This is a genomic window from Bifidobacterium sp. M0404 (assembly GCF_016101415.1).
In the GTDB taxonomy this organism is placed as follows: Bacteria; Actinomycetota; Actinomycetes; order Actinomycetales; family Bifidobacteriaceae; genus Bombiscardovia; species Bombiscardovia polysaccharolytica.
In genome coordinates this window covers 949,956-973,626 of record NZ_JACFQP010000001.1, presented here as the reverse complement: position 1 = coordinate 973,626, position 23,671 = coordinate 949,956, and the positions used below count along the sequence as shown (strand labels likewise).

Genomic DNA, 23,671 nt, shown 5'->3' with positions numbered 1-23,671 from the left:
CATGAGTATTCCCCGGACTGTTTACAAAATGCAAGCCACCGGCAACGATTTCGTGGTCTACGCCGATCCCCGGGGGGATCTGGAACCTACGGCAGACCAGGTGCGGTGGCTGTGCGACCGGCATTTCGGGGTCGGAGCCGACGGGGTGATCCGGCTGACCCATCCGGCCGATGTCAGCGACTTGAACCAGGAGCAGGTGGATGCCTGTGACCGTTTCGGCTGTCAGTGGTTCATGGACTACCGCAACGCCGATGGATCACTGGCGCAGATGTGCGGCAACGGGACGCGGGCCGTCACCCTCTTCGCTCAGAAGCAGGGGCTGACGCCGACCATGGAGGGATCCTCCTTTCTGCTGGGGACCCGGGCAGGGGTCAAGCGGATTGTCTCGCGCAGTCCGATGAAGTGCGATGGCGAGCATGTGTTCAAGGTCAAGGTCGGAGCCTGGCGGATGGGCCCGGTGGGGCAACAGCTGGTCGACGGCGAGGTCCTAAGAGGCTCGGCTCCTGGCACCTTGGTGAATATGGGCAATCCCCATGCAGTCGTTCTGGCTTCAGCCGCTGCCGAATTGGAGACCGGGGAACTGCCTGGGACCGTGACCGACCTGCTGTCCAGAGCTGATCTGCCTGACCTGGGCGATCTGGATCTGTCGGCTCCCCCCCGGGTCAGGCCCGGGCTGGCTGAGGGACAGAATGTGGAATTCCTGCGTCTGGACGCCTTGAATACTGATAATGGCAGCGGTCGGGCCAGCATGAGGGTCTATGAGCGTGGCGTAGGCGAGACCTTGTCCTGCGGGACAGGTTTGTGCGCCAGCGGAGTGCTGCTTCGAGCTTTGACCGGGGTCGATCACTGGACCATTCAGGTAGGTGGAGGCAGTCTGAAGGTGGACGTGGATCCGAAGGATGTGTGGCTGACAGGACCGGCCAGAATGGTGGCCCGTCTGACCCTGGAGAATATTCCCGGTTGCTGATCAGCTGAAGAGGGCGGATCCTTCCACAGCAAGGACGATGGTTGCCAGAGCGACCAGCCAGATCAGGTCGACCATCAGATCGAAGTGCCGCTGGTAGTAGGTCTGCAGCCATTTTGGCCTCTTGCGCGGCAGACCCTGCTGGACGACCGTGGCGTGACTGAAAGCCATGAACTGCAAGCTGGTGGCGAAGGTCATGACCAGGCACCAGGGGCAGAGGGCGTGGATGACGAAGAGCGACTGGGTGAACAGCCAGAGTGCATAGGCCAGGGCGGCAAGCGAGGCGAACCATGTTCCCGCCGCCAGCAGCGCCGGCATCTTGATCCGGCAGAGGCCTACTACGGCCAGCGTCAGGAAGACAGATTCGGCCATCAATCCTAGAAAGGCATTGGGGACCGGCAGGGTGCCCAGGCGAATCAGTTCGGCCTGGGGGGACTGGGCCACGGCAGAGCAGGAGACCACAGAGTTGATGTCACAGCTGAGCTGGCCCTGGGGGTGCCGTGCCAATTGCAGGGTTTCCGCTGACAGGACCAGGCTGGCGTAGAGGGTTGCAAGTGAGGCCAAGGCGGCAATCAGATAGCTGAAGAAGGATCTGACACCTTGTTGCAGTGATGCTGAAGAGGTCGGTTCGCTCATGGAGTCCATCACCTTAATGGTCGGGAAGGTTCTCTGGGACACTGAATCGTTCACGAGTTTAGGATGGAGGCATGACGCATGAGGATACTGCTAAGGCCTCCGGCTGGGATCTGCACTGCCACACCGTGTTCTCCGACGGCACCGTGACGCCCAGGGGGATGGTTGAGCAGGCGCAGCAGCTGGGTCTGGAAGGTCTGGCCATCACAGACCATGACACCAATGCGGGCTGGGATCAGGCTCGTAAGGCGGCCCACGACTTGGGGATGCCCCTGCTGCCTGGCACCGAAATCACCGCGCAGGATGGCCGCGTATCGGTTCACATGCTGGCCTATCTTTACGATCCTGAGGATCCGGTCATAGCCGGGCTCTTCGCCAAGACCAGGGAAGCCAGGCTGACCAGAACCAGGACTATGGTCGAACGGATTTCACGGGATTATCCGATCACGTGGCAGGATGTGCTGGACCAGGTCAAGGAGGGATCAAAGACCACGGTGGGCCGTCCGCACATCGCCGATGCCCTGGTCAAAGCCGGTGTATATGCCGACCGGAGCCAGGCCTTCGCCGGGGTTTGCTCCTCCGGCAGCCCTTACTACCTGCCTACGCCTTCGCCGACCACCCACCAGGTGCTGGCAGCTGTAAACCATGCAGGCGGTGTCTTGGTCATTGCTCACCCCGGTGCTGTCAGCCGCAATCCTGTTCTGCTCTCCGACCAGCAGATTGCTGCATTGGCTAGGGAGGGGCTGGGAGGCCTGGAGGTCTGGCACCGGGACAATCCGCCCGAGCAGCGTCGACGACTGCTGGCTCTGGCCCAGCGCTGGGGGCTTCTGGTGACTGGAGGATCGGACTGGCATGGACAAGGCAAGCCCAATCGCATGGGGGAGAACAGCACCAGTGGCCAGGTGGTGGCCCAAATCGTGGACAGGGCCAAAGGAAGTTGTCCGGTGGCCTGGGAGGGTTAGCGAATACAGATCGAGGGCGGCCGGACCAGAAGGATACGGTCGCCCCCGTCAGGCGAGCACAACCTCAGTCGGAGGAGCCTCCCAGGACACCGAAGCCCACAGGATGGGTGGTGTCGGAACCGACCACTGCGTAGCCCAAGGACTCCTTGGGGACGATGATGTGCCGACCCTTGTCGTCCACCAGATCGATGGGTCCGCCCTCGTTCAGGGCCCGGGCGATGTGGGCCGCCACCTCGTCCGCCTTGGCGTTGGTGCTGAAGTTGACCGTGCGGGCCACATTCTTGATGCCAAATTCGATATCCATTGCTACCTCCAAGGTTTTTCTCCGTCGCCCAGACCTGCCGGTCCACGGATCTTCCGGTCTCATTATTCGCTGACCCGGGTGATTACGCTCTAAGCGTCCCCGTGATGTTCCTCCTGGGCAGAGCCGGTCTCCGGCGGCGATGCCGATGTCTGTCCCTCTGCAGTGAGTGTGGGAATCTGTTCGGGCAGGGGCTTTTTGGGAATGACGATGGTCTCGGCCTGATTGCTTGGAAGGGTCTGAGCTGACGATGCATCATGCGGTTGGGAAGCGTCCTCTCCCGCTTCAGTGGCATTCGAAGGCTGATTGTTCCCGGACGGGTCTGCGGACGGAACGCTCATTGCAGCCTGCGGTTCCGCTTCGCCATTTGTATCCTCGTCGCCGGTGACCGGATTGCCGATGCCGCGGAAGTGATCGCTCAGGCCTGATTTCTCTTCCTGGGGGACGGAAGCAACAGCTGGTGGCTCGGGTTGGGCGTCGGTGCCAAGGTCTGTGCTCTGGGCCTGCTTGATGGGCTTATTCCTGGCATCGGAGTGGTCCATGACGGTCTGGGCCAGAGCCAGGTCAGCCATTTCCACCCTGTTGATGGCGATGGTGGCCGAGCTTTCATCCGACGTTTCTGTCGAGGCGGAGGCTGGCTCTGGCGTCGGATTCTCCTGTGGCTTGGTTGCAGAGGGGTCTTCAGCCTCATCGTCGCCCAACAGAGTGCCAACAGTGATGGTTGAGGGTGCGCCAGCGGGTGACGGACTTGGTGTCTGCTGCTGGCGACGGGCGCGCTGGTCCTGCTCATGATCGCCCAGCTGCTGAGCCAGGCGCTCAACTTGGGCCTTGAATTGGATGATCCGTTCGTTGTCTGCATGATCGAGAGCGGTGATGAACTCGCCCACCTGCTCCATTTGCAGCCAAAGATTGGCTCGGAGCATGATCAGGTCATCCAGCCGGGCCCCCATCATCCTGCCGTAGGCTGCAATGACGGCGTTGCGACGGGACCCGTCCAGCTTGGCGAAGATCCAGGCCAGATCACGAGCTGGATCGTTGACCTGCATGTTCTGCCAGCCGTAGACCCCGCTGAGTCCGGAGCCTGAATAGAGCAAATCGCCGTCGGAGAAGCCTCCGTGCACGGTGCAGGTTTCAAAGGACCAGAGTCCGTCGGTCGCCACAATGGAAGCCCATGAATCAGTGATTTCCTTGGGCACGTGGCCGTCCATGCGCAACCGTTTGATCCATCCGCGCAGTTGTGCTGCGATCTGGGCAGTGGAGAAGGCCGGATAGCCGTGGGTTTTCAGAAAATCAGGGCGCACCCGATGGATGGCGCCGATGGCTGTGCCTGCTGCGGTGCATTCGTTCATGGTCAGCAGGTGGAGGGGACGGATTCGGCCTGGGCAGTGGGTCATAACGGCAACAGCTGTGGTGCCGGTCGGACTGTCGGCCCTCTCGCCGGGCTGGTAGGCCAGGATGCGTTCGACCCGGAAGCCCATGGCCGCCATCTCCTTGGCATCGGCCAGGGCCTGAGCCGCCTTGACGCGAGCGGCCAGCCGGCGTTTGCCGGCCTCCGAACTGGTGGCCCAGACGTCGTAGACGTTGCCGGTCGCGTCCTGGACCACGGCACAGTCCACGCCCTGTGCACGGTCCAGGCTGCTGAGCTGGTCGCAGTCCCGCGCGCCGGTCATGGGCACCTCGGGCATGGCGGCCGACGCCAGGGCGGCCAGGGTCAGCTTCGTTCGTTCACTCACATTCTCAAGGATAATACAAGGACTGTTGTGGATGCGGTTGCCCACTTGACCACATGGGCACGCCGCCGCTGGTTCCGGTATTGGCCTTTGACACAATGGGGGTATGCATGAGGATGAGGAACGACTGCTGGAGGGTCTGGATCCCGCCCAGCGGCAGGCGGCTACCGTGCTTGACGGGCCTGTGCGGATCGTCGCAGGGGCCGGGGCTGGCAAGACCAGAACCATAACCCGGCGGATGGCCTATGCCTGCGCCAGCGGTAGCTGGGAGCCATCCAGAACCTTGGCAGTGACTTTTTCGGTCCGTGCTGCGGCCGAGATGCGTGATCGTTTGACCAAGCTTGGCGTGTCGTCCTCCCTGCAGGCGGCGACCTTTCACTCGGCGGCCCTGCACCAGCTCAGGCGGGTCTGGCCCCAGGTCAGTGAGACCTACCCTCCCGATCTGATTGAAGATGTGGGCCCCTTGGTGTCTTCCGCCTACCAGCGGGTCTGCGGGCAGGAGGCCGACCCGGGCCAGGTCAGGGACCTGACTGCTGAGATCAACTGGGCCAAGGTGGGGCTGATCGCCCCCCAGGACTATGTTCGGGTCTGCTCGGCCAGTCACCGTCTGCCGCCGGCCGGTCTGGAGGCTGATCGGATGGCCGACTTGTACACGGTCTTCGAGAGCTCCAAGGCCGCCCACAACCAGATGGACTTCAACGATATTCTCCTGCTGGTGTGCCACATTTTGGAAGATGATGGCCAGGCTGCTGCAGATATCCGAAATCTAATCGGCTGGCTGACCGTGGACGAGTACCAGGATGTCTCGCCACTGCAGCACCGGCTGCTCAAACTCTGGCTCAACGGCAGGCAGAACCTGTGCGTGGTGGGGGACCCGGCCCAGACCATCTACTCATTCGCGGGGGCCACCTCCTATTACCTGCTGAACTTCCCCCAGGAATTCCCGGGCATTAGGGCTGACCTGGACTTGTCCACCGACTATCGGTCCACGGGAAGGGTTGTCCATTACGCCAACGGCATTCTGGCGCGCTCCCCGGTGCGTGGTGACTATCTGAAGCTGACCTCAGCCCGTCAGGAGGGCAGCAGGGTCGTGATGACCCGTTATGAGGATGATGGTGATGAGGCTGGAGCCGTCGCCTCTCGTATATCTTCAATGATTCGGAAGGGGGCCCGGCCCGGCCAGTTTGCAATCCTGACGCGGATCAACGCCCAGCAGACCCTGATCTGCCGCGCCCTGCACGAACGTGGAATCGGCTACCGGGTGCGCACGGAGTCAGGCTGGCAGAACCAGTCGGTCGATCTGAGCAAGCAGGAGGTGCTGGAGCAGCTGGAGGGTGGCATGGGCCAGGGGAGGGTCACGGTCTCCACCATTCATGCCGCCAAAGGATTGGAGTTCGCCCATGTCTTCATCGTGGGCTGTGCCGAGGGGCTGATTCCCTTTGGCTCACCGCCGGAAGGGGATGCCCTGGAGGAGGAGCGTCGCCTCATGTATGTAGGGGTGACCCGGGCCGAGGACACTCTCTACCTTTCCTACGCGGAGCACAAGGACGGCAGCGCCTTCGTCCGACGCGCCCCAAGCCGGTTCATTCACCGCTGAGTGCTACCGATTCGGCCCCCGGAACTCAGGCCTGGTTGCTGTCTGAATCGTCTCTGTCTGAGTCATCCTGGTCGGTATTGCCGTTGTCGGTGTCCTTGGAATCCTTGCCGGCACTCTTTTGGTTGTCCGGGGCCTCATGGTCCGAAGGTTCCTGATCATTTGAAATGTCGGAATCAGAAGCTTCGGAGTTGGCGGAAGCGGTCGAATCGGCAGAGGAATCTTTTTCTTCGGCATTCAATAGCTTGTCCAGCTCGGCATCCCAGTCCACCGAGGTGGCGGAAGTGGCGGTTTTCTGCTCGTATTGCCCGTCTGCAGAGGTCGACGCCCCACCTTGGCCGCCTTCATCCTTGACAGGCAGGGAGGGCAGTAGATCAGGATGGGACCAATGGCTGTCACGGCCCTGGACTCCCTCCTCGGTGGTGATGCGTTCCCAGAGGTCGGCGGCCTCACGTAGCTGCTTGGGGTGAAAATGCAGGCCCAGCAGGGACTCGAAGGTCTGTTCGGCCGGCCCGCCCACGGCGCGCTCGCGTCGGGTCATCTCCCGCAGCTGCTCCAAATGGGGCAGGTGGGCCATGCCGGCGTTCCAGACCACGCAATCTACCCACCCGTCGACTAGTGCCAGCAGGTCGCCCAGGCTGTGCAGGGCCTCCTTCTGCTCAGGGGTGTCCTCGATGCCGACATTGCTGAGGTTGATGGCGCCAGCGATGGATTCGGGATTGATTTGCTCAGCATCGCGCAGCTGGTCTTCCACAGCGTCCAGGTCGATGGAGACTCCACGGGCATACTTGCCAATTAGGGCCTCGAAGCGCGGCATTAGCCAGGGGACGGCGGCGTAGAGCCGGGCATGGGCGGCTTCCTTGAGGGCCATGTAGCGGGTGACCTCGTCCAGATCCAGCTCCAGGGATTTGGCGTAAACCTTGATGTTCTGCGGTATGAGGGCTCCAGCTGGGTTCTTCAGCAGCGGGATGCCCTGGTCGAATCCTCCGCGGACCTCCTTGGCCAGCTCGCCAGCGGCCTGCCCCAGCTGCATGGCGAATGAGGTGTTCCCCAGCAGCCTCATCAGCGTGGTCGGATCCTTGAGGTTGTCGGGAAGGGGGATGGGCACAGGTCCAGCGAACATTCCTGAAATCTCGCCTTGGTCGAAGCCATGGAAGCGTTGGCTTATGACGGAGGTCAAGGCCTCGCTGACCGCCTGGGCCACTGGCGAGGCGAACTGAACCCAGGCGTCTATGCTGCCCTCGATCCATCCGGCACGGGTCAGGGCTTCGGTTTGGCCGGGGGCGGGGTCAAAGGCACAGACGGTGTCTAGCCAAAGGTTGGCTTCGCTCATGACTCGGGCCACCCGGTCGCTGTCCTCTGCTGTGACAGTGGTATCAGACTGGTCGGCCCTGGTGCGCCCCAAGGCGATGTTCTTGGCCAGTGCAACGTTGATGGGCCCCTGGTCGGCCTGGGCCTGCATGTCGGCGGGGGTATTCAGCCCTCCGGCAGTAAAGGCTTGGATCAGGGCCTGGACCTCGGCGGGTTTGGGTAGCTGATCGGCTCCCTGGGCCGCCATCTGGGAGCGGATGGACTCAGGCAGCTGTGAGAACTGACTCCAGGCCAGCTCGCCCTGCACCGGGCCGAAGCACTCGATGAGCCATTGGTGGATTGCATTCTCGTCCATTGCTTTGTTTCCAGTCCTCGCCAAGGCAGGTCGTCCGCCATCAAGGTTGGCGCCTGCCGGGATTATCGTCTTCATCAACCATAATATTGGAGCTATGACACTTCCGCACGGGAAATCGGATCACTGCGCCACAGGCGCACCCGAAAGGCGAATCGGGGCGCTTGGCGGACCTACCCGAAAAATGCTGGTCGGTGGTCTTCTGATCATTTTGGCTTTCTTGGTGCTTTTCCTCCCTTCGCCTTATACCATCGAGACACCGGGCCCTACCCAGGATGTGCTGGGAAGTTCAAAAGGTTCACCGGTCATCAAGGTGAAAGGTGGCCAGGTTCACCATGACAAAGGCCGCTTGCTGATGACCACGGTCAATGCCCGCGGAATCCCCGGCTACCCGGCCTCCAATCTGGATGCCCTGGTGGGCTGGGCCGATCCCCACGCCACGGTTCTTCCACAGGAGGCCGTGGTGCCTCCCGGGCAGAGCGTTGAGGAGTACAAGCGTCAGGAGCAGGGCGACATGCACGGCTCCCAGAAGGCCGCCTCGGCCCAGGCCCTGGCCTTTCTCAAGGCTCGTGGGTACGACGTCTCAGGCCTGCAGTTCAGCATGAGGGTGGCCGACATCGGCGGTCCCTCGGCCGGGCTCATGTACACCCTGGGGGCCATCGACAAGATCACCCCTGAGCAGGAAACCGGCGGTCTGACCATCGCCGGAACCGGCACCATTAACCAAAAGGGACAGGTCGGTGCCATCGGCGGCATCCAGCTGAAGATGCTGGGCGCCAAGCGGGACGGCGCCACCTGGTTCCTGGCCCCGGCGGCCAACTGCTCACAGGTGGCAGGCCATGTGCCACAGGGGCTGCGTGATGTGCGGGTGTCCACCTTGGACGAGGCTTACAAGGCCCTGGTGGCCATCGGCCATGGCCAGGGGGAGGGGCTGCCCCACTGCACGGCCACCAAGGGCAAATAAGACAAGGCCGGTCCAATTGGTGAATTCCGGCAGTGTTGTTATGCTGAAACCGTGGCTGAGACTACAACCTATACAGCGGAAGAGTTCGGGTTTCATCCCGGCGATATTGTTCAGGAATGGATGTGGGACGACGATGTCGACGACGGGATTCGGACCAGGATCGAGGATCTGACCGGCGAAGAGCTGGTGGATGAGGACTATGACGCAGCCGTGGATGGGGTCATCATCTGGTGGCGGGACGGCGATGCCGAGGACGATCTGGCGGACACCATAATGGATGCCTCGGCCATGGTCAACAAGGGCGCGCCTTTCTGGGTGCTGACCCCGAAACCAGGCAGACCTGGGGCATCGGCGCCGGGGGTCGTCTCCAATGCGGCCAAGACGGCGGGCATGAACGCCTTAATGCCTACCACCGTCAGCAAGGATTGGAACGCCACTCAGCTGCGGGCCTTCGGTAAGGGCAAGTAAAACTTCTGGCTGTTCCGAGGCTTACGGCAGTCAGACATATTGCATAAGCGCCAATGAACGAGGTGGTGGGCATCGGTTGAGCCCGATGCCCACCACCTCGTTGTCATCATGAGGAATTCCCGAAGGAATCCGGAAGGCCAATGGACTTTACTGCTTGCCCTTCTCAGCAATGGCAGGAGCCACCGTCGTGGCCTTGTTCTGATATTCGGCCAGCAGGGTGCGGGAGCGTATGTCGCAGAGGTTGGCCACCAGAGCCATAAGCAGGATGACCAGGCCCACTAGGAAGATCCAATGCAGGCCGTCGAAGACGATGGTGCGGGCTGGGCCGAGCAGGCGGGAGGGGATGCTCCCTGCCGTAGCCGGGTTGATCATGCTGTTCATCATGTCCTCAGTCAGTCCCTTATGCTGAGGCACCTCGCGGGCGATAACCGTGTTCATGACGATGCCGAAGATGGAGACCATCAGAGTTTGCCCCAGGGAACGGGCCAGGGTGTTGAAGCTGGTCGAGGCGCCCACGTCGCCTGCGGGCACCACGCTCTGGGCGGTGATGGTTGATGTGGTGATGGTCAGGCCGAATCCGAAGCCGACCACGGCCGAGATGACCAGAAAGACCCAGTAGGCGGTGGCCTGGGGAACGGCTATGTAGCAGACACAGGCCGTCAGGATGAAGGCAAGGCCGATGTTGGTGGCCCGGTGCGGCGGATGGTGCATGGTCAGCGGTCCTGCCAGGTAGGCGCCCAGGAGCCAGAGAATGGAGGATGGGGTGACCACAAAACCGCCCAGGGAGGGGTTCATCCCCAACACGGATTGCATCCAGATGGGCATGTAGGTGTCGAAGCCCATGAGGAATCCGGCCACCAGGAGCATGCAGATGTTCTGGATGACGAAGGTCCTGATGCGGAAGAGTCGCAGAGGCAGGATGGGATCCTCTTGGTGGCCCTCCACATGAAGAAGCAGGGCAAAGGTGACCACGGTGGCCGCAGCCAGGATCAGGGTGATGCGTGCATCACCCGCCGAACCCAGGCTCTGCAGGCAGAGCATGAGACAGATCAGGCAGATACTGAGCAGCCCGATGCCCATGTAGTCGACGCGGGTTTCACGCGCCTGGATATGCTCGCTCAGGAAGAGCTGGATCATGATGATGACCAGCAGTCCGATGGGCACATTGATGGCGAAGACCCAGTGCCAGCTTATCTGCTGGACGATGAAGCCTCCCAGCAGAGGGGCGATGATGGAGGCGATGCCCCAAGCCGAGCCGTTCAGGCCGATCATGCCTGCCCGCTTGTCCAGTGGATAGATGTCGGCCAGAACCGTGTAGGTCAACGGCTGGATGGCACCTGCCCCCAGGCCCTGCAGAAAACGGGCGCCGATCAGCTGGGGCATGGACTGGGACAGGGCGCACAGGGTGGACCCGATGACGAAGACCAGCAGGCCGATGGTCAGCAACGGCTTACGGCCAAAGCGGTCTGAAAGCTTGCCGTAGATGGGCGTGGTGACCGCCGTCATGAGCAGATAGATGGAGTAGACCCAGTTCATGATGGACAGCCCATGCAGGTCCCCGATGATGGTGGGCATGGCGGTGGAGACGATGGTCCCCTCGATAGCCGTCATAAAGGTGGCAATGAAGACCGCCACCGTCACCAGGGTGCGATTGGTCTTCCTGCCACTGCCTGTATCGACTGTCTGTGACAATCCGAACCCCCTGTCGTAAGGTGTGTTGCTCTTGTTTGCGGACAATGGCCGCGAATTCCTAGTGGATTATAGCCGCACCGTGCGGCCTTGTCACCGTGTATTCTGGTAAGGTAGTGTGCTGGTCCCGTGGCTCAGTTGGTTAGAGCGCCACCTTTACACGGTGGATGTCCCCGGTTCGAGTCCGGGCGGGACCACAGGGGTCATTAGGGGGCGTGCCCGAAGTCGAGTCTTAACGCTCACGTAGAATCGATGCACGACGATCGTTGACAAGAAAGGTCAGGAGGTCGATGCCTGATGTCAGCTAAGCCTGATGCCCGTGGAACCGAGGCGACCATCGCGCGCTCGGGCAAGCGCAAGTGGGGATATGACACCAAGCAGGTGGATGCCTTCCTGGAGCGGGCGCACTCACTTTATGAGAGCCAGGACCCTGATTTGACCCAGGAGGAGATAGCCAATGCCTCCTTTGACCTGTGCAAGAACGGCTATATCATCACCCAGGTAGATGCTGCCCTCTCCCGACTGGAGAGGGTGATTTCCGACAGGCAGACCAGTCTGGAGATAGCCCGGGTGGGCGTGGATGGTTGGACGACCAGAATGGTCAGTCTGCAATCAGAGTTGACCGCTCATGCCGGCAGACCCTCGGGCAGCGTCTTCAAGCGCGGGGATGCTGGTATGCCCTCATACGACTGCAAGCAGGTGGAGCGGCTGATCGAGCAGGTTCTCAACAAGACTTCTGACCAGCTCAACCTGCAGGAGGGTCGGAAGACGGACTCGGGCAAGTCGAAGAACACCGACATCACGGCTGACCGCGTCTCCAATGTCATCTTCACTCAGCGGCGAGGGTCCAAGGGTTATGACGAGCGTCAGGTGGACTTCTTCCTGGCCAAGGCAGTTGAGCTCCTGGAGCAGCTTGAGTCCTTTGCGCGGGTTAGCGAAAAGGCAAAGAGAGCCAGCGAGAGTTCGACGGCGCCCGCTGCTGTTCCTGCGCAGCCGCGGCTTCCGGTCCAGGACTCTTCATCTTCCGGCGTTCAGCCGCTGATCGGACAGAGCCAGGCACCGGCATGGAGCACTCCCAGTGCCTCCGCTCTTGCGGGTGACCAGAGCAGTCAGAGCAGTCAGGATGATTTCGCTCAACTGCACCAGGCAGAGCGGGCCATCTTCGAGGCTCCGGCCGCCAGCACGAAGACGACACCTACGACGCCGACGGCGCAGCCCAACAGTTCTCTGAGTGCTCTGGCTTCGGCGGTCAACCAGCGGCTTGCCCAGGAAGGCGCTGGGGCAGCCGTAGGTGCTGGCGCCACAGCTGTCGGTGCAACGGGTGTTGATTCACCATCTTCGGCAGCGGCGGCAGCAGCTCCTGCCTCTTCTTCTGCGAGGTCGGCCTCATCGTCCGGATTCAGCGGTGGATCTGCTATTGCCCCTGCCAATCCCGCAGTCTCCGGTCAACAGGAATCGGTCATGCCCGCTTCGGTGCCGCCAGCGGCTACAGACCCGGCATCTGCACCAGCCCGTACCACTCCTGCGGCACCTGCGTCGGCTGTACAATCAGTGCCGTTCAGCTCTGCGGCACCTTCTTCCTCTTCTCCCGCACTGCAGACTCCAGAGCCGACGGTATTCCACCAGACCGAATCGGCACCTGTCGCTTCCGCCCCCTCCACCTCGGCTGGGACTGCGTTCGTCCCCTCCGCAAGGCCAGAATCGCCAGCGTCTGCCTCGGCAGGTGCTGACGCTGTCGCTTCGCCTACACCAGGTGCCGCCTCGGTTATCTCTTCGCCATTCGTCGATGGCCATCTGGGCGCTGGCGGACCCTTGGGCAGCTATGAGGAACCGGCACCAGCAGCGCCTGAGACCCGTGAACGTCCCTGGGCAGAAACAGCCGGAAGCAGCACGGATACGCCCGACTGGGCCAAGCCCCGGTATTCGCAAAACACGCGTGGGAATAAACAGGACCAAGATCCGGATTCTTATCTGGCCTCCCTGCTCAATCAGGATCTGCCCAAGATGGATCTGGACATCCCCGATATTTCTTTCCCCGCCTTCGGTGACGAGGGAGAGCAGGATAAAGGCGGTCGATGAGTCATCTTGCAGTGATGAGTGAAGGTAGGCAGGCCGATTTGTTGGCCGGTAGTGAACGCACCTTGGCAGACTGGTCGCCCAGGGATGATGACCAGGAGCCTCGCAGCCTGGTCATCCTGGGATCCACAGGGTCTATCGGCACACAGGCTCTGGATCTAATCAGTCGTCATAAGGACCGGTTCCAGGTGACTGGATTGGCCGCTGGTGGCGCGCATGTCGAGCTTCTGGCCCGCCAGGCCCGCGATTTTGGCGTGACTCGTCTGGCTCTGGCCGACAAGGCCCAGGTTCCGGCTCTGCAGCAGGCTCTCGAAGCCATTGAATTGACTGGCATCCATGTGGAGGCAGGCATGGAGGCGGTTCAGGCTCTGGCCGGTTCCGGCAGTGATCTGGTCCTCAACGGCATCACTGGATCTGTCGGTCTGCGTCCATCCATTGCGGCCCTGCAGGCCGGATCCCAACTGGCTCTGGCCAACAAGGAGTCCGTGGTGGCCGGAGGACATCTGCTCTTTGACGCCGAGATACGGCCGGGCCAGATCAACCCGGTCGACTCCGAGCATTCGGCCATCTGGCAATCCCTGCGTTCGGGGCAGCATGGAGAGGTGGCCCGTCTGGTGGTCACTGCCTCAGGAGGTCCCTTCCGGGGTTGGAGCCGCCAAGCCATGCGTGAGGTTACCCCTGAACAGGCCTTGAACCATCCGACCTGGTCCATGGGTCCGGTGGTCACCATCAACTCCTCCACCATGGTCAACAAGGGTCTGGAGGTCATCGAGGCCAGCAGGCTCTTCCGCATCGAGCCCGAGCGGATCACCGTAGTGGTCCACCCCCAGTCCGTGGTCCACTCCATGGTCCAGTTCCAGGACGGGGCCACCATAAGCCAGGCCTCGCCTCCTGACATGCGTCTGCCCATTGCCTTGGGTCTGTCGGCGCCCGTCCGTCTTGACAATGTGGCTGCGGCTTGTGACTGGTCCAAGGCCAGCACCTGGACTTTCGAGCCGCTGGATGACGAGGCCTTCCCGGCGGTAAACCTGGCCAGGCGGGCTCTGGGAAGCTGCGAGCCCATGACTGCGGTCTTCAATGCCGCCAACGAGCAGGCGGTCCGGGCCTTCCTGAATCACCAGCTGCCTTACCTGGACATCGTCAAAACCATCCGTTCAGTCATGGACGCCATGGAAACGCATCTTCCGGGAACATTCACATCCGTGGAGGTAATGGAGCAAGTCGAGCATGAGGCACGCCAAAGGGCCGATGCTTTGATAGACATGACAGCGTGAGTAGCATTCTCAAGACCGAACAGTCAACATCCTCCCAAGGGTTCCGCAAGACAGGCGAGCAGGCCATCAGTCAGACTCCGCTGCATCCTCGTCGCCGTTCCCGTCGGATCATGGTGGGGCCTGTGCCGGTCGGCGGGGGTGCCCCAATTTCGGTGCAGTCCATGACCAACACGGTCACCGCTGACATCAATGCGACCTTGCAGCAGATCGCCGAGTTGGCCGCCGCCGGCTGCGATATCGTACGAGTGGCCGTGCCCAGTCAGGATGATGCCGACGCGCTTCCCATCATTGCGAAGAAGTCGCCCATCCCGGTCATCGCCGACATTCACTTCCAGAGCAAGTACGTTTTCCAGGCCATCGACGCGGGCTGCGCAGCCGTCAGGGTCAACCCGGGCAACATCCGCAAGTTCGACCAGGTCGGTCCAGATATCTGCAAGGCTGCAACGGATGCGGGCATCTCCCTGCGCATCGGAGTTAACGCCGGCAGCCTGGACAAGGACATCTACGCCCGCTACGGCGGCCCCACCCCTGAGGCCCTGGTGGCCTCGGCCTTGAAAGAGGCCCACATGTTCGAGGACGTGGGCTTCCACGACTTCAAGATCTCCGTCAAGCACCACGATCCCGTTACCACAGTCCAGACCTACAGGCTCCTGGCATCCAAGGGCGACTGGCCCCTGCACCTGGGCGTGACCGAGGCCGGACCATCCTGGCAGGGGACCATCAAGTCCTGCCTGGCCTTCGGCGCGCTCCTGGCTGAGGGCATCGGCGACACCATCCGGGTATCCCTGTCCGCACCGCCTGTGGAAGAGGTCAAGGTGGGCTGCAAGATTCTGGAATATCTGGGGCTGCGCCAGCGCCACTTCGACATCATCTCCTGCCCCTCATGCGGCAGGGCCCAGGTGGATGTGATCGAGCTGGCCAAGGAAGTGACCGAGGGCCTCAAGGACATCACCGCCCCCATCCGGGTGGCCGTCATGGGTTGCATCGTCAACGGCCCAGGTGAAGCCAGGGAGGCTGACCTTGGGGTGGCTTCGGGCAACGGCAAGGGCCAGATCATCATCAAGGGCAAGGTGGTTCAGACAGTGCCTGAGGATCAGATCGTCCCCACCCTGCTGGAACGGGCCAAGGAAATCGCTGCCCAGATGGATGCCAAGGCGGCGGTCCAGGGTGAAACCCTGCCGGAGGTAGGGCCTATGGTGGTTCCGGTCACTGGCCGTGCCAGCTGAGCGCGTAAGCGCCATCCTCGCCACCGGTTACAATGGCCGTCGTGTCCCAAGAGGTTGAGCGTTCCCTCCCCGCGAGCCGGTGGAGCAGGGTCAGGCGGCTGATGACCAGTTTGCCTGTCTTCATCATCCTCATGGGTCTGCTGGCCTCTGTATCCCACCTGACCGCCGTCCCCTGGAAATACGAACCAGTGGATCAGAATTTCCCCACGCTGACTCCGGACACCGCGGTCACCTTCGACTGGCCTGCCGGGGTTGCCAGGGATACCGTGGGGCAGTATCAGGTCGAATCCCGCCACCAGGAAATGAGCGTGGAGAGGCCTGCCACAGGTGAGCACCAACGCATCCGAATATTGATTCGCACTCCTCAAGGGGCTTCAGGCCATAGGCCGGCTGTAGTTTTCATGCATGGCGCCGGTTACGGCACCTGCGATAACTCCTTCGGAGACGTAGCCCGGACCCTGGCCTCTGCTGGCTTCGTCACCGCCGTGCTGGACAAGCCGGTCTGGTCCACCACGGATGCTGATCGGGATTATCCAGCCTCTGCCAGGGCCTACGAGCGGGTTGCCAATCTGCTGCGCGACCGGGATGATGTGGATGCATCCAAGGTAGGCATATATGCCACCAGCGAGAGCACTTGGATCGCCGCCATGTTGCTGACCATGGATCACAGGATCGCCTTCCAGATCCTGCTGAGTCCCATGGTCTATTCACCACGGCATGCTATGGGCTTCTTCGTGGCCCAGGACTTTGCAATTGCCGGGGCCAACCAGGGCTACCAGTCGGTGGTCCGTCGGCTCTTCAGCACTGATGCCACCCTCTTGGGCCTGAACAATCTGGACATCGACCCCACCGACCGCTACACCTATGCCATTCCCACCCTGCTGGCCTACGGGGCCAAGGATGTCATGACCGCCCAGGTGGAAGGGGTGCAACGCGTGCTTTCCCAGGCCCATGCCTCCGGCAATGAGAATGTAACTGTGCGGTCCTACCCCGTCTCCAACCATGTGCTGCGGCTGGGGGATGAGGCCCGGACCGGCACGCCCCTGGCCGACCACTACCAGCAGGACATGATCGATTGGGCGGTGGGTCAGGTCCATGGCCTGCATCAGACCAGTCCCAGCGTGGGCGGGGCCACCATCCACCAGTCCATCGCCGTGCCTACTGACCTGCGGGGGAGGCGTTCGCTGACCATCTATATGCTGGTCCTGCATATGCTGACCCTGGTTCTTTTGCTGGCGGCTCTGGTCATGGCCGTGGTGGCCGGCCTGATGAAAGTGTTCCGTCTGCGCCGACGCAAGGACCCGGTTCTGGGCTTCAGCCATGGTTTCGGCGGGACCTTGGTCACCATCACTGGTACCACCCTGGCTACCCTGGTCCTTTTCGGAGCGGGTCTGGGTCAGGTCATCATGGCCGTGGTACGCCTGGGTTGGGGTGGCGTACCAGACCAGGCGGGGGTCAGCTACTGGAGCTGGCCGGTCATCCAGGTGGTCTGCGCACTGGTCATCTGGGCCTGGTCGCGCACCTTCGCCCGCATGGTCGAAGTAGCCTCCCTAAGGGGATTGGACCGGCTGCCCGACCAGGTCCGCACAAGCAAGGCCGGCGGCCCCACTTTGCGCCAGCAGATGCGCAACCTGGATCCCAGGCCTGTTTTGGCTTCCACCCGCTTCGGCGTTGCCCTCTTCGTCGTCACCACTCTGGCCATGTTCGGAGTCCTGCTGATCTTCGCTTTCTGGGGCCTGTTCATCTACCAATGAAAGGACGGGACCGTCGTGGCCATCTATCGTGACGAGGGGCTGGTCCTCAGAACGGTCAAATTGGGCGAGGCCGACCGCATCGTCACCATTCTGACCAGGGGGCACGGCAAGGTCAGGGCCGTTGCCAAGGGGGTGCGACGGACCAAGTCCCGCTTTGGTGCGCGGCTGGAGCCTTTCATGCGTGACGATCTGCTCATCTCCCGCGGCCGCAACCTGGACATCGTCTCACAGGCGGTCTGCATAGCCCCTTATGCGGATGCAATATGCGCCGACTATGACCTCTACGCCAACGGGGGCGTCATGCTTGAGACCGCCGACAAGCTCGTGGTGGGTGAGCACGAGCCGGCCCCGGAGCAATACCGTCTGCTGGTCTCCGCCCTGGCCAGCCTGGCAGGTCATCGACATGACCCCCGTGACATCGGCTCCTCCTACCTGCTGCGCTCCCTGGCGCTGGCGGGCTGGCGGCCCCGGCTGGATTCCTGCATCGTCTGCGGACGGACAGACCAGCTGACCCACTTTTCTGTGCCCGGCGGCGGGGTGGTCTGCAGTCGGGACAGGCCCACTGACGCCGTGGCGGTGGATCCTGCCACCCTGGCCCGTTTCCGGGCGCTGAGCAGTGGGGACTGGTCCAAGCTGGACGGCAAAGGCTCCACCCCCCTGTGCGACGGTCTTGTTGAGAAATGGGGCGAATATTACCTGGAGCGGCCCATCAGGTCCCTTAGGCTATTAGATTCTTGAAGCATGAGCTTTGACCCCGTCGACTACACCTCCCTGGATGTGCCTGCAGCCCCATTCTCCGACCCCGCGCGTATTCCGCAATTCCCCGAGGGCTCAGTCCCGCGGCACCTGGGTGTGATCATGGACGGCAATGGCCGCTGGGCCAAGCAAAGGGGTATGGAGCGTACCCAGGGTCATCGGGCCGCCGAGCCTGTGGTCTTCGACACCATAGCCGGGGCCATCGAGGCCGGGGTCCGATACCTGAGCCTGTACACCTTCTCTACAGAAAACTGGAAGCGCTCGCCGGCCGAAGTCCGCTTTTTGATGGGTTTCTCCCGAGACATCATCCACCGTCGGGTGGCCCAGATGGATGACTGGGGAGTGCGCGTGCGCTGGGCGGGCCGTCGGCCCCGGCTCTGGAAGTCGGTCATTGACGAGCTCGAGGCTGCCATGGAGCGCACCCGGCATAACACCAGGATCGATGTGATTTTCTGCATCAACTACGGGGGCAGGGCTGAGCTGGCCGATGCAGCCACCGACATTGCCCGGGAGGTGGCGGCCGGGCAGATCAAAGGTTCCAAGGTGACCGAAAAGATGATCGCCCAGCATCTCTACAACCCCGACATACCGGACTGCGACCTGGTTCTGCGCACCTCGGGGGAGCAGCGCACCTCCAACTTCCTGCCCTGGCAGGCGGCATACGCGGAGCTGGCTTTCGTGCCTGAGCTCTTCCCCGACTGCGGGCGGGAGGTGCTCTGGCGGGCCATCGACGATTACATCCACAGGGACAGGCGCTTCGGAGGCGTGGAGAATGCCTGAGAAAACAAGGCATCTCAATTTGTGAAGTTAGCCATAGTCGTCCAAATTTACATGTCTGAACACTCTCGTAATGCCCTTGAAAGGTAGTCTGTGTCATATCGCAGCGGAGCATGACATATCCGCTGTGGCGATTAGGGCAGCAAACGAAGCGAAGGAGTGACAGGCGTGGACGACAAGCAGCGCATCATGCAGATCATCGAGGACAAGTCACAGGAGTTCATCGATGCCGCCGACCATATTTGGGGTACCCCCGAGACCAGATTTGCCGTGAAGGAGTCGGTCCAGCAGCATTACAAGGTGCTGGAGCAGGAGGGCTTCGACATCGAAAAGGGCGTGGGCCATATGGACTATGCCTACGTGGCGACCTGGGGCTCGGGTCGTCCGGTGATCGGCATCACCGGCGAATACGACGCCCTGGGAGGCCTCAGCCAGGTGGCCGATCTGGGCGAGCACAAGCCCTTGGTCGAAGGCGGCAACGGGCAAGGCTGCGGCCACAACATTCTGGGTATGGCAGCCGTCGCGGCCGGAGTCGGGATCAAGACCTTCATGGAGGAGAAGGGGCTCAAGGGGACCATCAAGGTCTTCGGCTGCCCGGCTGAGGAGTCGGGTTACGGCAAGGCCTTCATGGCCAGGGACGGAGTTTTCGACGGGCTGGATCTGGCCCTGTCCTGGCACCCCTCGGATGTGACCCAGGCCTGGGGCTCCTCCAGCCTGGCTGTCCTGCAGGCCTACTTCGACTTCACCGGCGTGCCGGCCCACGCAGCTGCGGCCCCTGAGCTGGGTCGGAGCGCCTTGGATGCCGCGGAGCTGATGAACGTGGGAGTGCAGTTCCTGCGTGAGCACATGATCGATGAGGCCCGCGTGCATTACGCCTTTATCGACGCAGGCGGCGAGTCGGCCAATGTGGTGCAGTCCCATGCCCGGCTCTATTATTTCGTGCGTGCTCCCAGGATGGATCAGGCTCAGGATCTGTTCAAGCGTGTGGAGAAGATCGCCCAGGGTGCGGCCCTGATGACCGAGACCCAGGTCAAGGAAGAGTTCGACGCGGCCTGCTACAACTTCATCCCCAACCATCCGCTGACCGAGGCCATAGACAGGAACCTGGACGTCGTCGGCCCCCTGCCCTTGGACCAGCAGGAGCTGGACTACGAGCGCCGCTACACGGACACGGTCCCCGAGGCCGGTAAGCAGCGTGTGCTCAGCCGTACCAAGGCCGCCTTCCCTGAGCTTCCGGATGAGGAAGTCAGGAAGATGGCCGAGTCCACCATGGCCCTGAAGAAGTATCCGCTGGCCTTCACCGATACGGCATCGGGGTCCACCGATGTCGGCGATGTCAGCTGGCAGACGCCCACCGCCCAGTTCAGCGGCGGCTTCGAACCCCAGGGCACCTCACCACACTCCTGGCAATGGGCGGCAAACGGCAAGTCCTCGGTGGCCCACAAGGGTCTGCTGGCTGCGGGCAAGACCCTGGCTCTGACCGCCTACGATGCGTTTACCGACCCGGATCTGGTCAAGGCCGCCAAGGAGGACTTCGACAAGACCTTCGCCGGTCAGGACTACAAGGTCGTCATTCCTGACGATGTGCTGCCCCACTGATCTACTGTTCGGCTGCCGCCTGGCTCTGTGACCTCTTCTGATCACTTCGCCTGGCGGCGACCGACTTCGACTGAAGGATGACAGACCAATGCCAATCAAACAATCCTCAAAAACGGCGAGCGGAACGCTGATCTTCTCCCTGATGGCCGGTTACTCGATCGTGTACATGGACAAGAACATGATCTCGACCGCCATCATCCCCATTTCCGAGCAGTTCCACCTTGACTCGGGGCAGACAGGCATCATCATGTCGGCCTTCTTCCTGGGCTACTCGCTCATGCAGATACCCAGCGGTTGGCTGGCCGACCGGCTTGGGGCCAAGCGTGTGCTGATGGCATCCATGATCATCATCGGCCTGTTCAGCTACCTGTTCGGCCTGGCCAATGGTCTGGTCTTCTTCATCATCGTCCGGTTCTTCGCTGGAATGGGCCACGGTGGCTACCCACCCTCCTGCTCCAAGTCGATTGCGGAGAACTTCCCCCAGGAAAGGCGCACCTTCGTACAGTCCCTGATTCTGTCGACCTCGGGCATCGGCGGCATCCTGGCCTTCGTTCTGGGCGCCAACCTGGTCGCCATCAACTGGCACCTGGCCTACGGTGTGCTGGGCACCCTCTATCTGCTGGCTTTTGCCTGCATCCTGATCTTCGTGCCTTCCAAGCCTCGCCAGCCCGAGGTTGACCAGAAGCCTGGGGCCAAGGGGGCAGGGTTCCTTGAGGTTCTGAAGAACCGGAACGTGCTGGTCCTCTTCGTGGCCATGCTTCTGCTCAACATCCTCCTGTACGGCAATATCTCCTGGATGCCCACCTTCATAAAGAACACCTTCGGGCTCTCGATCGGTCAGGCAGGAATCCTGCTGGCGGTCAATGCGGTCTTCACGACAGTCGCCACCATCTATGCCGGCCAGCTGCTCTCGAAGCTCTTCCTGGGCAGGGAAAAGGTAGCCATCCTGGGCGCCGGGCTGATCAGCGCCGTCCTGGTCGTCTGCTTCGTCTTCTCTCGCAACATCTGGCTCTCCCTCCTGCTGCTGATCATGGTATCCTGCGTCTCCGTGGTGGCCTTCACCGGCATTTTCACCTGGCCCCACAAGATCATGGATCCGCACATTATCGGCTCCGCCATCGGCATCATCAACACCGGCGGCACCCTGGGCGGATTCCTGGCTCCCATGATCATCGGCTACCTGGTCAAGGCGGCCGGTGGCTCTTTCGTCGGAGCCTTTCTCTTCATGGGCGCGGCGGCCATCGCCTCCGGACTGATGGCTCTGCTGGTCAAGGTCGGCAAATAAAGCCGAGGCCGACTAAATGAAATGCGTATTGACGGTGGACTGTTTCCGCAAAAGTTGTATTTAAACAAGAAGTGCATGGGTTGACTTCATTTCTGTTTCGTCAAAATGAAGTCAACCCATGCACTGTCAGTTAGTTCAGGCGGCTAGCCAGCAGATTGGCCGTGTCAAGAGTTGGTTATGAAGTGTCAGGATGGATGCCCTTCAGATAACTACACAACTCCTGGACTGCCAACTCCATCCTTGTCATTCCTATTTCTAGATCATTGCCAGCTGTCGTCGTATGAGACCTTGCCAGTCCATCGAGAATCATTGAGATTGAAATCGGCGACTCTGTAAGGCTGAACCATCTTTCATTAACCATTTAGACCATTGTCGCTGAGAGTAAAAACTTGGCACTGGCTTATAACCATGTTGCCCCCCGAGCTGGTCATAATTAGTCTTCTTGGACCTTCGTTGGGGAAGCTGTAAGAGGACAAGACTGCCTGGCCTTGATTGGCAAAAACCTCAATGGAGCCTCTGTCCACATAGACACGAAGTCTCAGCTGATTTCCCTCTGCATCGAGTTCGACAACCCTGCTACTCCTATCGCCATTACCTCCCTTAGACCTGTCAAGGACAAGCTGATGAGTTTCTTTATTGTAGGTCAGTAAAACGTAAGACCCATCGGCAGTCGCATGGATCTTCAGACCTGCTTGGTGGAAACTGGAGGTTTCGAGGTCTATTTCCATGATGATCTCACCTGCTTGTAAGTCTTCGCAGATTGTGATTTCCGATTCAGGCTGTACCAACAGTGAACCCGCTTGGAGTTCATTCTCTCGAAGTTCTGCCATTTCGGACACAGGCAGAGTGCATACATTGCCTTTGGAATCTAGTCTGACCTCCCGTGGGACGGTTAACTGTCCGTTCCATCCATCTTCAATCGTGGGCATGGAGGATGGATCAGGTTTCATCCACCCGTACATAATTCGCCGGCCATCCGGAGCCATAAAGGACTGAGGGGCGTAAAAATTGTGTCCGTGATCCCACTTTCTTAGGCTTGTCTTGGATTGGAATCCGGTTTCAGGACTGAAGTCACCTACCATGTAGCCAGCGACCACATTGGTTTCTGCATCGGGGTCTTGTGGATCACGCCTCATCTCCGATAAGCAGAGCACCCAGACGGTATCACCTTTTGCATTCTTCAGAGGAAAGAGGTCTGGGCATTCCACCATGAAGACATCAGGATTCTTATCTTCAAAGATGACTTTGAGGAAAGTCCATGAAATCATGTCCCTGGAGGAGTAGAGCCATATCTGCCCCTTCTGCTGAGCTGTTCCGACACCGTGGATCATATACCAGATTCCGTCTTGTTTCCAGACTTTGGGGTCGCGAAAATCATCCATTCGTTGGTTTTGAGGTGGGGCAATAATCCGTCCCAGTTTTTCAAAGTGTACAGCATTTGAATCCAGCGCTCGGGCCATCATTTGCACTTGGGTCTGCCCAGCTCGGCTGTTATTTGGATCCAACCACCGTTGACCGGTGTAGTAGACGCAGAGATTACCGTTATCATCCACAACAGCCGAACCGGAAAAGACTCCATCTTTGTCATCACCCTCACCTGGGGCAAGGGCCACACGTTCTCTTCGCCAAGTCACCATGTCAGAAGAGGAGACATGACCCCAATACATAGGTCCCCAGACAGGTTCGTACGGATTGAGCTGATAATAGACGTGCCAACGGCCATGATAGTAGCTCAGTCCGTTGGGATCGTTAATCCAGCCGCTCTGGGATGCTATGTGGAAAAGGGGGTACCATCGGTCACGGCGACTGGCCCTACCCCTTCTCAGATGTTGCTCTGCTTTGTTTATAGCTTTTTCGGAATCATCTGGGTAGGTGCGGTCGACGCTGTCTGTCTTCATATTTCTTTCTCCTGGTTTGATTCTTTCTGCATTGAGCGGTTTTTTTTGGGGGGGGGGG

19 protein-coding genes and 1 tRNA gene are annotated in these 23,671 nt (G+C 60.9%); 14 read left to right on the top strand and 6 right to left on the bottom strand.

Features of this window, described 5'->3' with window-relative positions; all coding sequences use genetic code 11:
* Window position 1 precedes the first annotated feature (1 nt).
* Window positions 2–967, top strand: coding sequence for a diaminopimelate epimerase (gene dapF / locus H3T93_RS04010; RefSeq protein WP_144176762.1), 966 nt, complete (start codon window positions 2–4; stop codon window positions 965–967).
* Here dapF and H3T93_RS04005 read toward each other — a convergent pair whose 3' ends face one another.
* Entirely contained in the window at window positions 968–1,600 is a 633-nt protein-coding gene (locus tag H3T93_RS04005) for a vitamin K epoxide reductase family protein (protein WP_144176764.1), read from the bottom strand.
* Window positions 1,601–1,671: 71 nt separating this feature from the next.
* Between H3T93_RS04005 and H3T93_RS04000 the strand changes: the two genes are divergently transcribed.
* Window positions 1,672–2,559: a PHP domain-containing protein gene (locus tag H3T93_RS04000; protein ID WP_144176766.1), complete on the top strand. Its 888-nt coding sequence runs from the start codon at window positions 1,672–1,674 to the stop codon at window positions 2,557–2,559.
* 64 nt (window positions 2,560–2,623) lie between these two features.
* Here H3T93_RS04000 and H3T93_RS03995 read toward each other — a convergent pair whose 3' ends face one another.
* Both H3T93_RS03995 and H3T93_RS03990 read right to left on the bottom strand, forming a co-directional pair.
* A complete protein-coding gene (locus H3T93_RS03995; protein WP_046322632.1) occupies window positions 2,624–2,863 on the bottom strand; it encodes a DUF3107 domain-containing protein in 240 nt (79 codons plus the stop codon).
* Window positions 2,864–2,952: 89 nt separating this feature from the next.
* The gene (locus H3T93_RS03990) at window positions 2,953–4,593 is read right to left on the bottom strand and encodes a phosphotransferase (protein ID WP_144176768.1); all 1,641 of its coding nucleotides are present in this window, start codon (window positions 4,591–4,593) and stop codon (window positions 2,953–2,955) included.
* Between the two features lie 103 nt (window positions 4,594–4,696).
* Between H3T93_RS03990 and H3T93_RS03985 the strand changes: the two genes are divergently transcribed.
* On the top strand, window positions 4,697–6,187 hold the full coding sequence (locus H3T93_RS03985; RefSeq protein WP_186363864.1) for an ATP-dependent helicase: 1,491 nt from the start codon (window positions 4,697–4,699) through the stop codon (window positions 6,185–6,187).
* Window positions 6,188–6,212: 25 nt separating this feature from the next.
* Here the strand turns inward: H3T93_RS03985 and H3T93_RS03980 are convergent, their stop codons facing one another.
* On the bottom strand, window positions 6,213–7,850 hold the full coding sequence (locus H3T93_RS03980; RefSeq protein ID WP_144176769.1) for a zinc-dependent metalloprotease: 1,638 nt from the start codon (window positions 7,848–7,850) through the stop codon (window positions 6,213–6,215).
* Window positions 7,851–7,944: 94 nt separating this feature from the next.
* Between H3T93_RS03980 and H3T93_RS03975 the strand changes: the two genes are divergently transcribed.
* Both H3T93_RS03975 and H3T93_RS03970 read left to right on the top strand, forming a co-directional pair.
* Complete coding sequence (locus H3T93_RS03975; protein ID WP_144176770.1) at window positions 7,945–8,811, top strand: YlbL family protein; 867 nt, start codon at window positions 7,945–7,947, stop codon at window positions 8,809–8,811.
* Window positions 8,812–8,862: 51 nt separating this feature from the next.
* Window positions 8,863–9,279: a DUF3052 domain-containing protein gene (locus H3T93_RS03970; protein WP_024627263.1), complete on the top strand. Its 417-nt coding sequence runs from the start codon at window positions 8,863–8,865 to the stop codon at window positions 9,277–9,279.
* Window positions 9,280–9,426: 147 nt separating this feature from the next.
* Here H3T93_RS03970 and H3T93_RS03965 read toward each other — a convergent pair whose 3' ends face one another.
* Window positions 9,427–11,016 carry an MDR family MFS transporter gene (locus H3T93_RS03965; protein ID WP_232348613.1) on the bottom strand — a complete coding sequence of 530 codons (1,590 nt, stop codon included), beginning with the start codon at window positions 11,014–11,016 and terminating at the stop codon, window positions 9,427–9,429.
* A gap of 75 nt (window positions 11,017–11,091) precedes the next feature.
* On the opposite strand from H3T93_RS03965, the gene H3T93_RS03960 reads away from it, so the two are divergent.
* From H3T93_RS03960 to H3T93_RS03920, 9 genes are all read left to right on the top strand, one after another.
* A tRNA-Val gene (locus tag H3T93_RS03960) sits at window positions 11,092–11,165 on the top strand.
* A 100-nt stretch (window positions 11,166–11,265) separates the two neighbouring features.
* Window positions 11,266–13,047: a DivIVA domain-containing protein gene (locus H3T93_RS03955; protein WP_144176771.1), complete on the top strand. Its 1,782-nt coding sequence runs from the start codon at window positions 11,266–11,268 to the stop codon at window positions 13,045–13,047.
* 14 nt (window positions 13,048–13,061) lie between these two features.
* Window positions 13,062–14,318 (top strand): 1-deoxy-D-xylulose-5-phosphate reductoisomerase, encoded by a 1,257-nt coding sequence (gene dxr, locus H3T93_RS03950; RefSeq protein WP_232348612.1) that lies wholly within the window; start codon window positions 13,062–13,064, stop codon window positions 14,316–14,318.
* Window positions 14,315–15,544, top strand: coding sequence for a flavodoxin-dependent (E)-4-hydroxy-3-methylbut-2-enyl-diphosphate synthase (gene ispG, locus H3T93_RS03945; protein WP_176694635.1), 1,230 nt, complete (start codon window positions 14,315–14,317; stop codon window positions 15,542–15,544). The genes dxr and ispG overlap by 4 nt, the downstream gene beginning before the upstream one ends.
* Before the next feature lie 101 nt (window positions 15,545–15,645).
* Window positions 15,646–17,298, top strand: a complete 1,653-nt coding sequence (locus H3T93_RS03940) for an alpha/beta hydrolase family protein (protein WP_186363912.1) — start codon at window positions 15,646–15,648, stop codon at window positions 17,296–17,298.
* 15 nt (window positions 17,299–17,313) lie between these two features.
* Entirely contained in the window at window positions 17,314–18,036 is a 723-nt protein-coding gene (recO, locus tag H3T93_RS03935) for a DNA repair protein RecO (protein ID WP_144176773.1), read from the top strand.
* Between the two features lie 3 nt (window positions 18,037–18,039).
* Window positions 18,040–18,834, top strand: coding sequence for an isoprenyl transferase (locus H3T93_RS03930; protein WP_144176774.1), 795 nt, complete (start codon window positions 18,040–18,042; stop codon window positions 18,832–18,834).
* 165 nt (window positions 18,835–18,999) lie between these two features.
* The gene (locus H3T93_RS03925) at window positions 19,000–20,430 is read left to right on the top strand and encodes an amidohydrolase (protein WP_144176775.1); all 1,431 of its coding nucleotides are present in this window, start codon (window positions 19,000–19,002) and stop codon (window positions 20,428–20,430) included.
* 88 nt (window positions 20,431–20,518) lie between these two features.
* Window positions 20,519–21,715, top strand: coding sequence for an MFS transporter (locus tag H3T93_RS03920; protein ID WP_144176777.1), 1,197 nt, complete (start codon window positions 20,519–20,521; stop codon window positions 21,713–21,715).
* A gap of 353 nt (window positions 21,716–22,068) precedes the next feature.
* Here the strand turns inward: H3T93_RS03920 and H3T93_RS03915 are convergent.
* Window positions 22,069–23,671, bottom strand: a 1,603-nt coding sequence (locus H3T93_RS03915; RefSeq protein WP_232348611.1) for a glycoside hydrolase family 32 protein, incomplete at its 5' end; no start/stop codon positions are given.

What these genes read in the sequence shown, in the direction of transcription:
- dapF (WP_144176762.1), top strand. Translation starts at nt 2, where the DNA reads ATGAGTATTCCCCGGACTGTTTACAAAATGCAAGCCACCGGCAACGAT.
- H3T93_RS04005 (WP_144176764.1), bottom strand. Translation starts at nt 1,600, where the DNA reads ATGAGCGAACCGACCTCTTCAGCATCACTGCAACAAGGTGTCAGATCC.
- H3T93_RS04000 (WP_144176766.1), top strand. Translation starts at nt 1,672, where the DNA reads ATGACGCATGAGGATACTGCTAAGGCCTCCGGCTGGGATCTGCACTGC.
- H3T93_RS03995 (WP_046322632.1), bottom strand. Translation starts at nt 2,863, where the DNA reads ATGGATATCGAATTTGGCATCAAGAATGTGGCCCGCACGGTCAACTTC.
- H3T93_RS03985 (WP_186363864.1), top strand. Translation starts at nt 4,697, where the DNA reads ATGCATGAGGATGAGGAACGACTGCTGGAGGGTCTGGATCCCGCCCAG.
- H3T93_RS03980 (WP_144176769.1), bottom strand. Translation starts at nt 7,850, where the DNA reads ATGGACGAGAATGCAATCCACCAATGGCTCATCGAGTGCTTCGGCCCG.
- H3T93_RS03975 (WP_144176770.1), top strand. Translation starts at nt 7,945, where the DNA reads ATGACACTTCCGCACGGGAAATCGGATCACTGCGCCACAGGCGCACCC.
- H3T93_RS03955 (WP_144176771.1), top strand. Translation starts at nt 11,266, where the DNA reads ATGTCAGCTAAGCCTGATGCCCGTGGAACCGAGGCGACCATCGCGCGC.
- dxr (WP_232348612.1), top strand. Translation starts at nt 13,062, where the DNA reads ATGAGTGAAGGTAGGCAGGCCGATTTGTTGGCCGGTAGTGAACGCACC.
- H3T93_RS03940 (WP_186363912.1), top strand. Translation starts at nt 15,646, where the DNA reads ATGACCAGTTTGCCTGTCTTCATCATCCTCATGGGTCTGCTGGCCTCT.
- H3T93_RS03930 (WP_144176774.1), top strand. Translation starts at nt 18,040, where the DNA reads ATGAGCTTTGACCCCGTCGACTACACCTCCCTGGATGTGCCTGCAGCC.
- H3T93_RS03920 (WP_144176777.1), top strand. Translation starts at nt 20,519, where the DNA reads ATGCCAATCAAACAATCCTCAAAAACGGCGAGCGGAACGCTGATCTTC.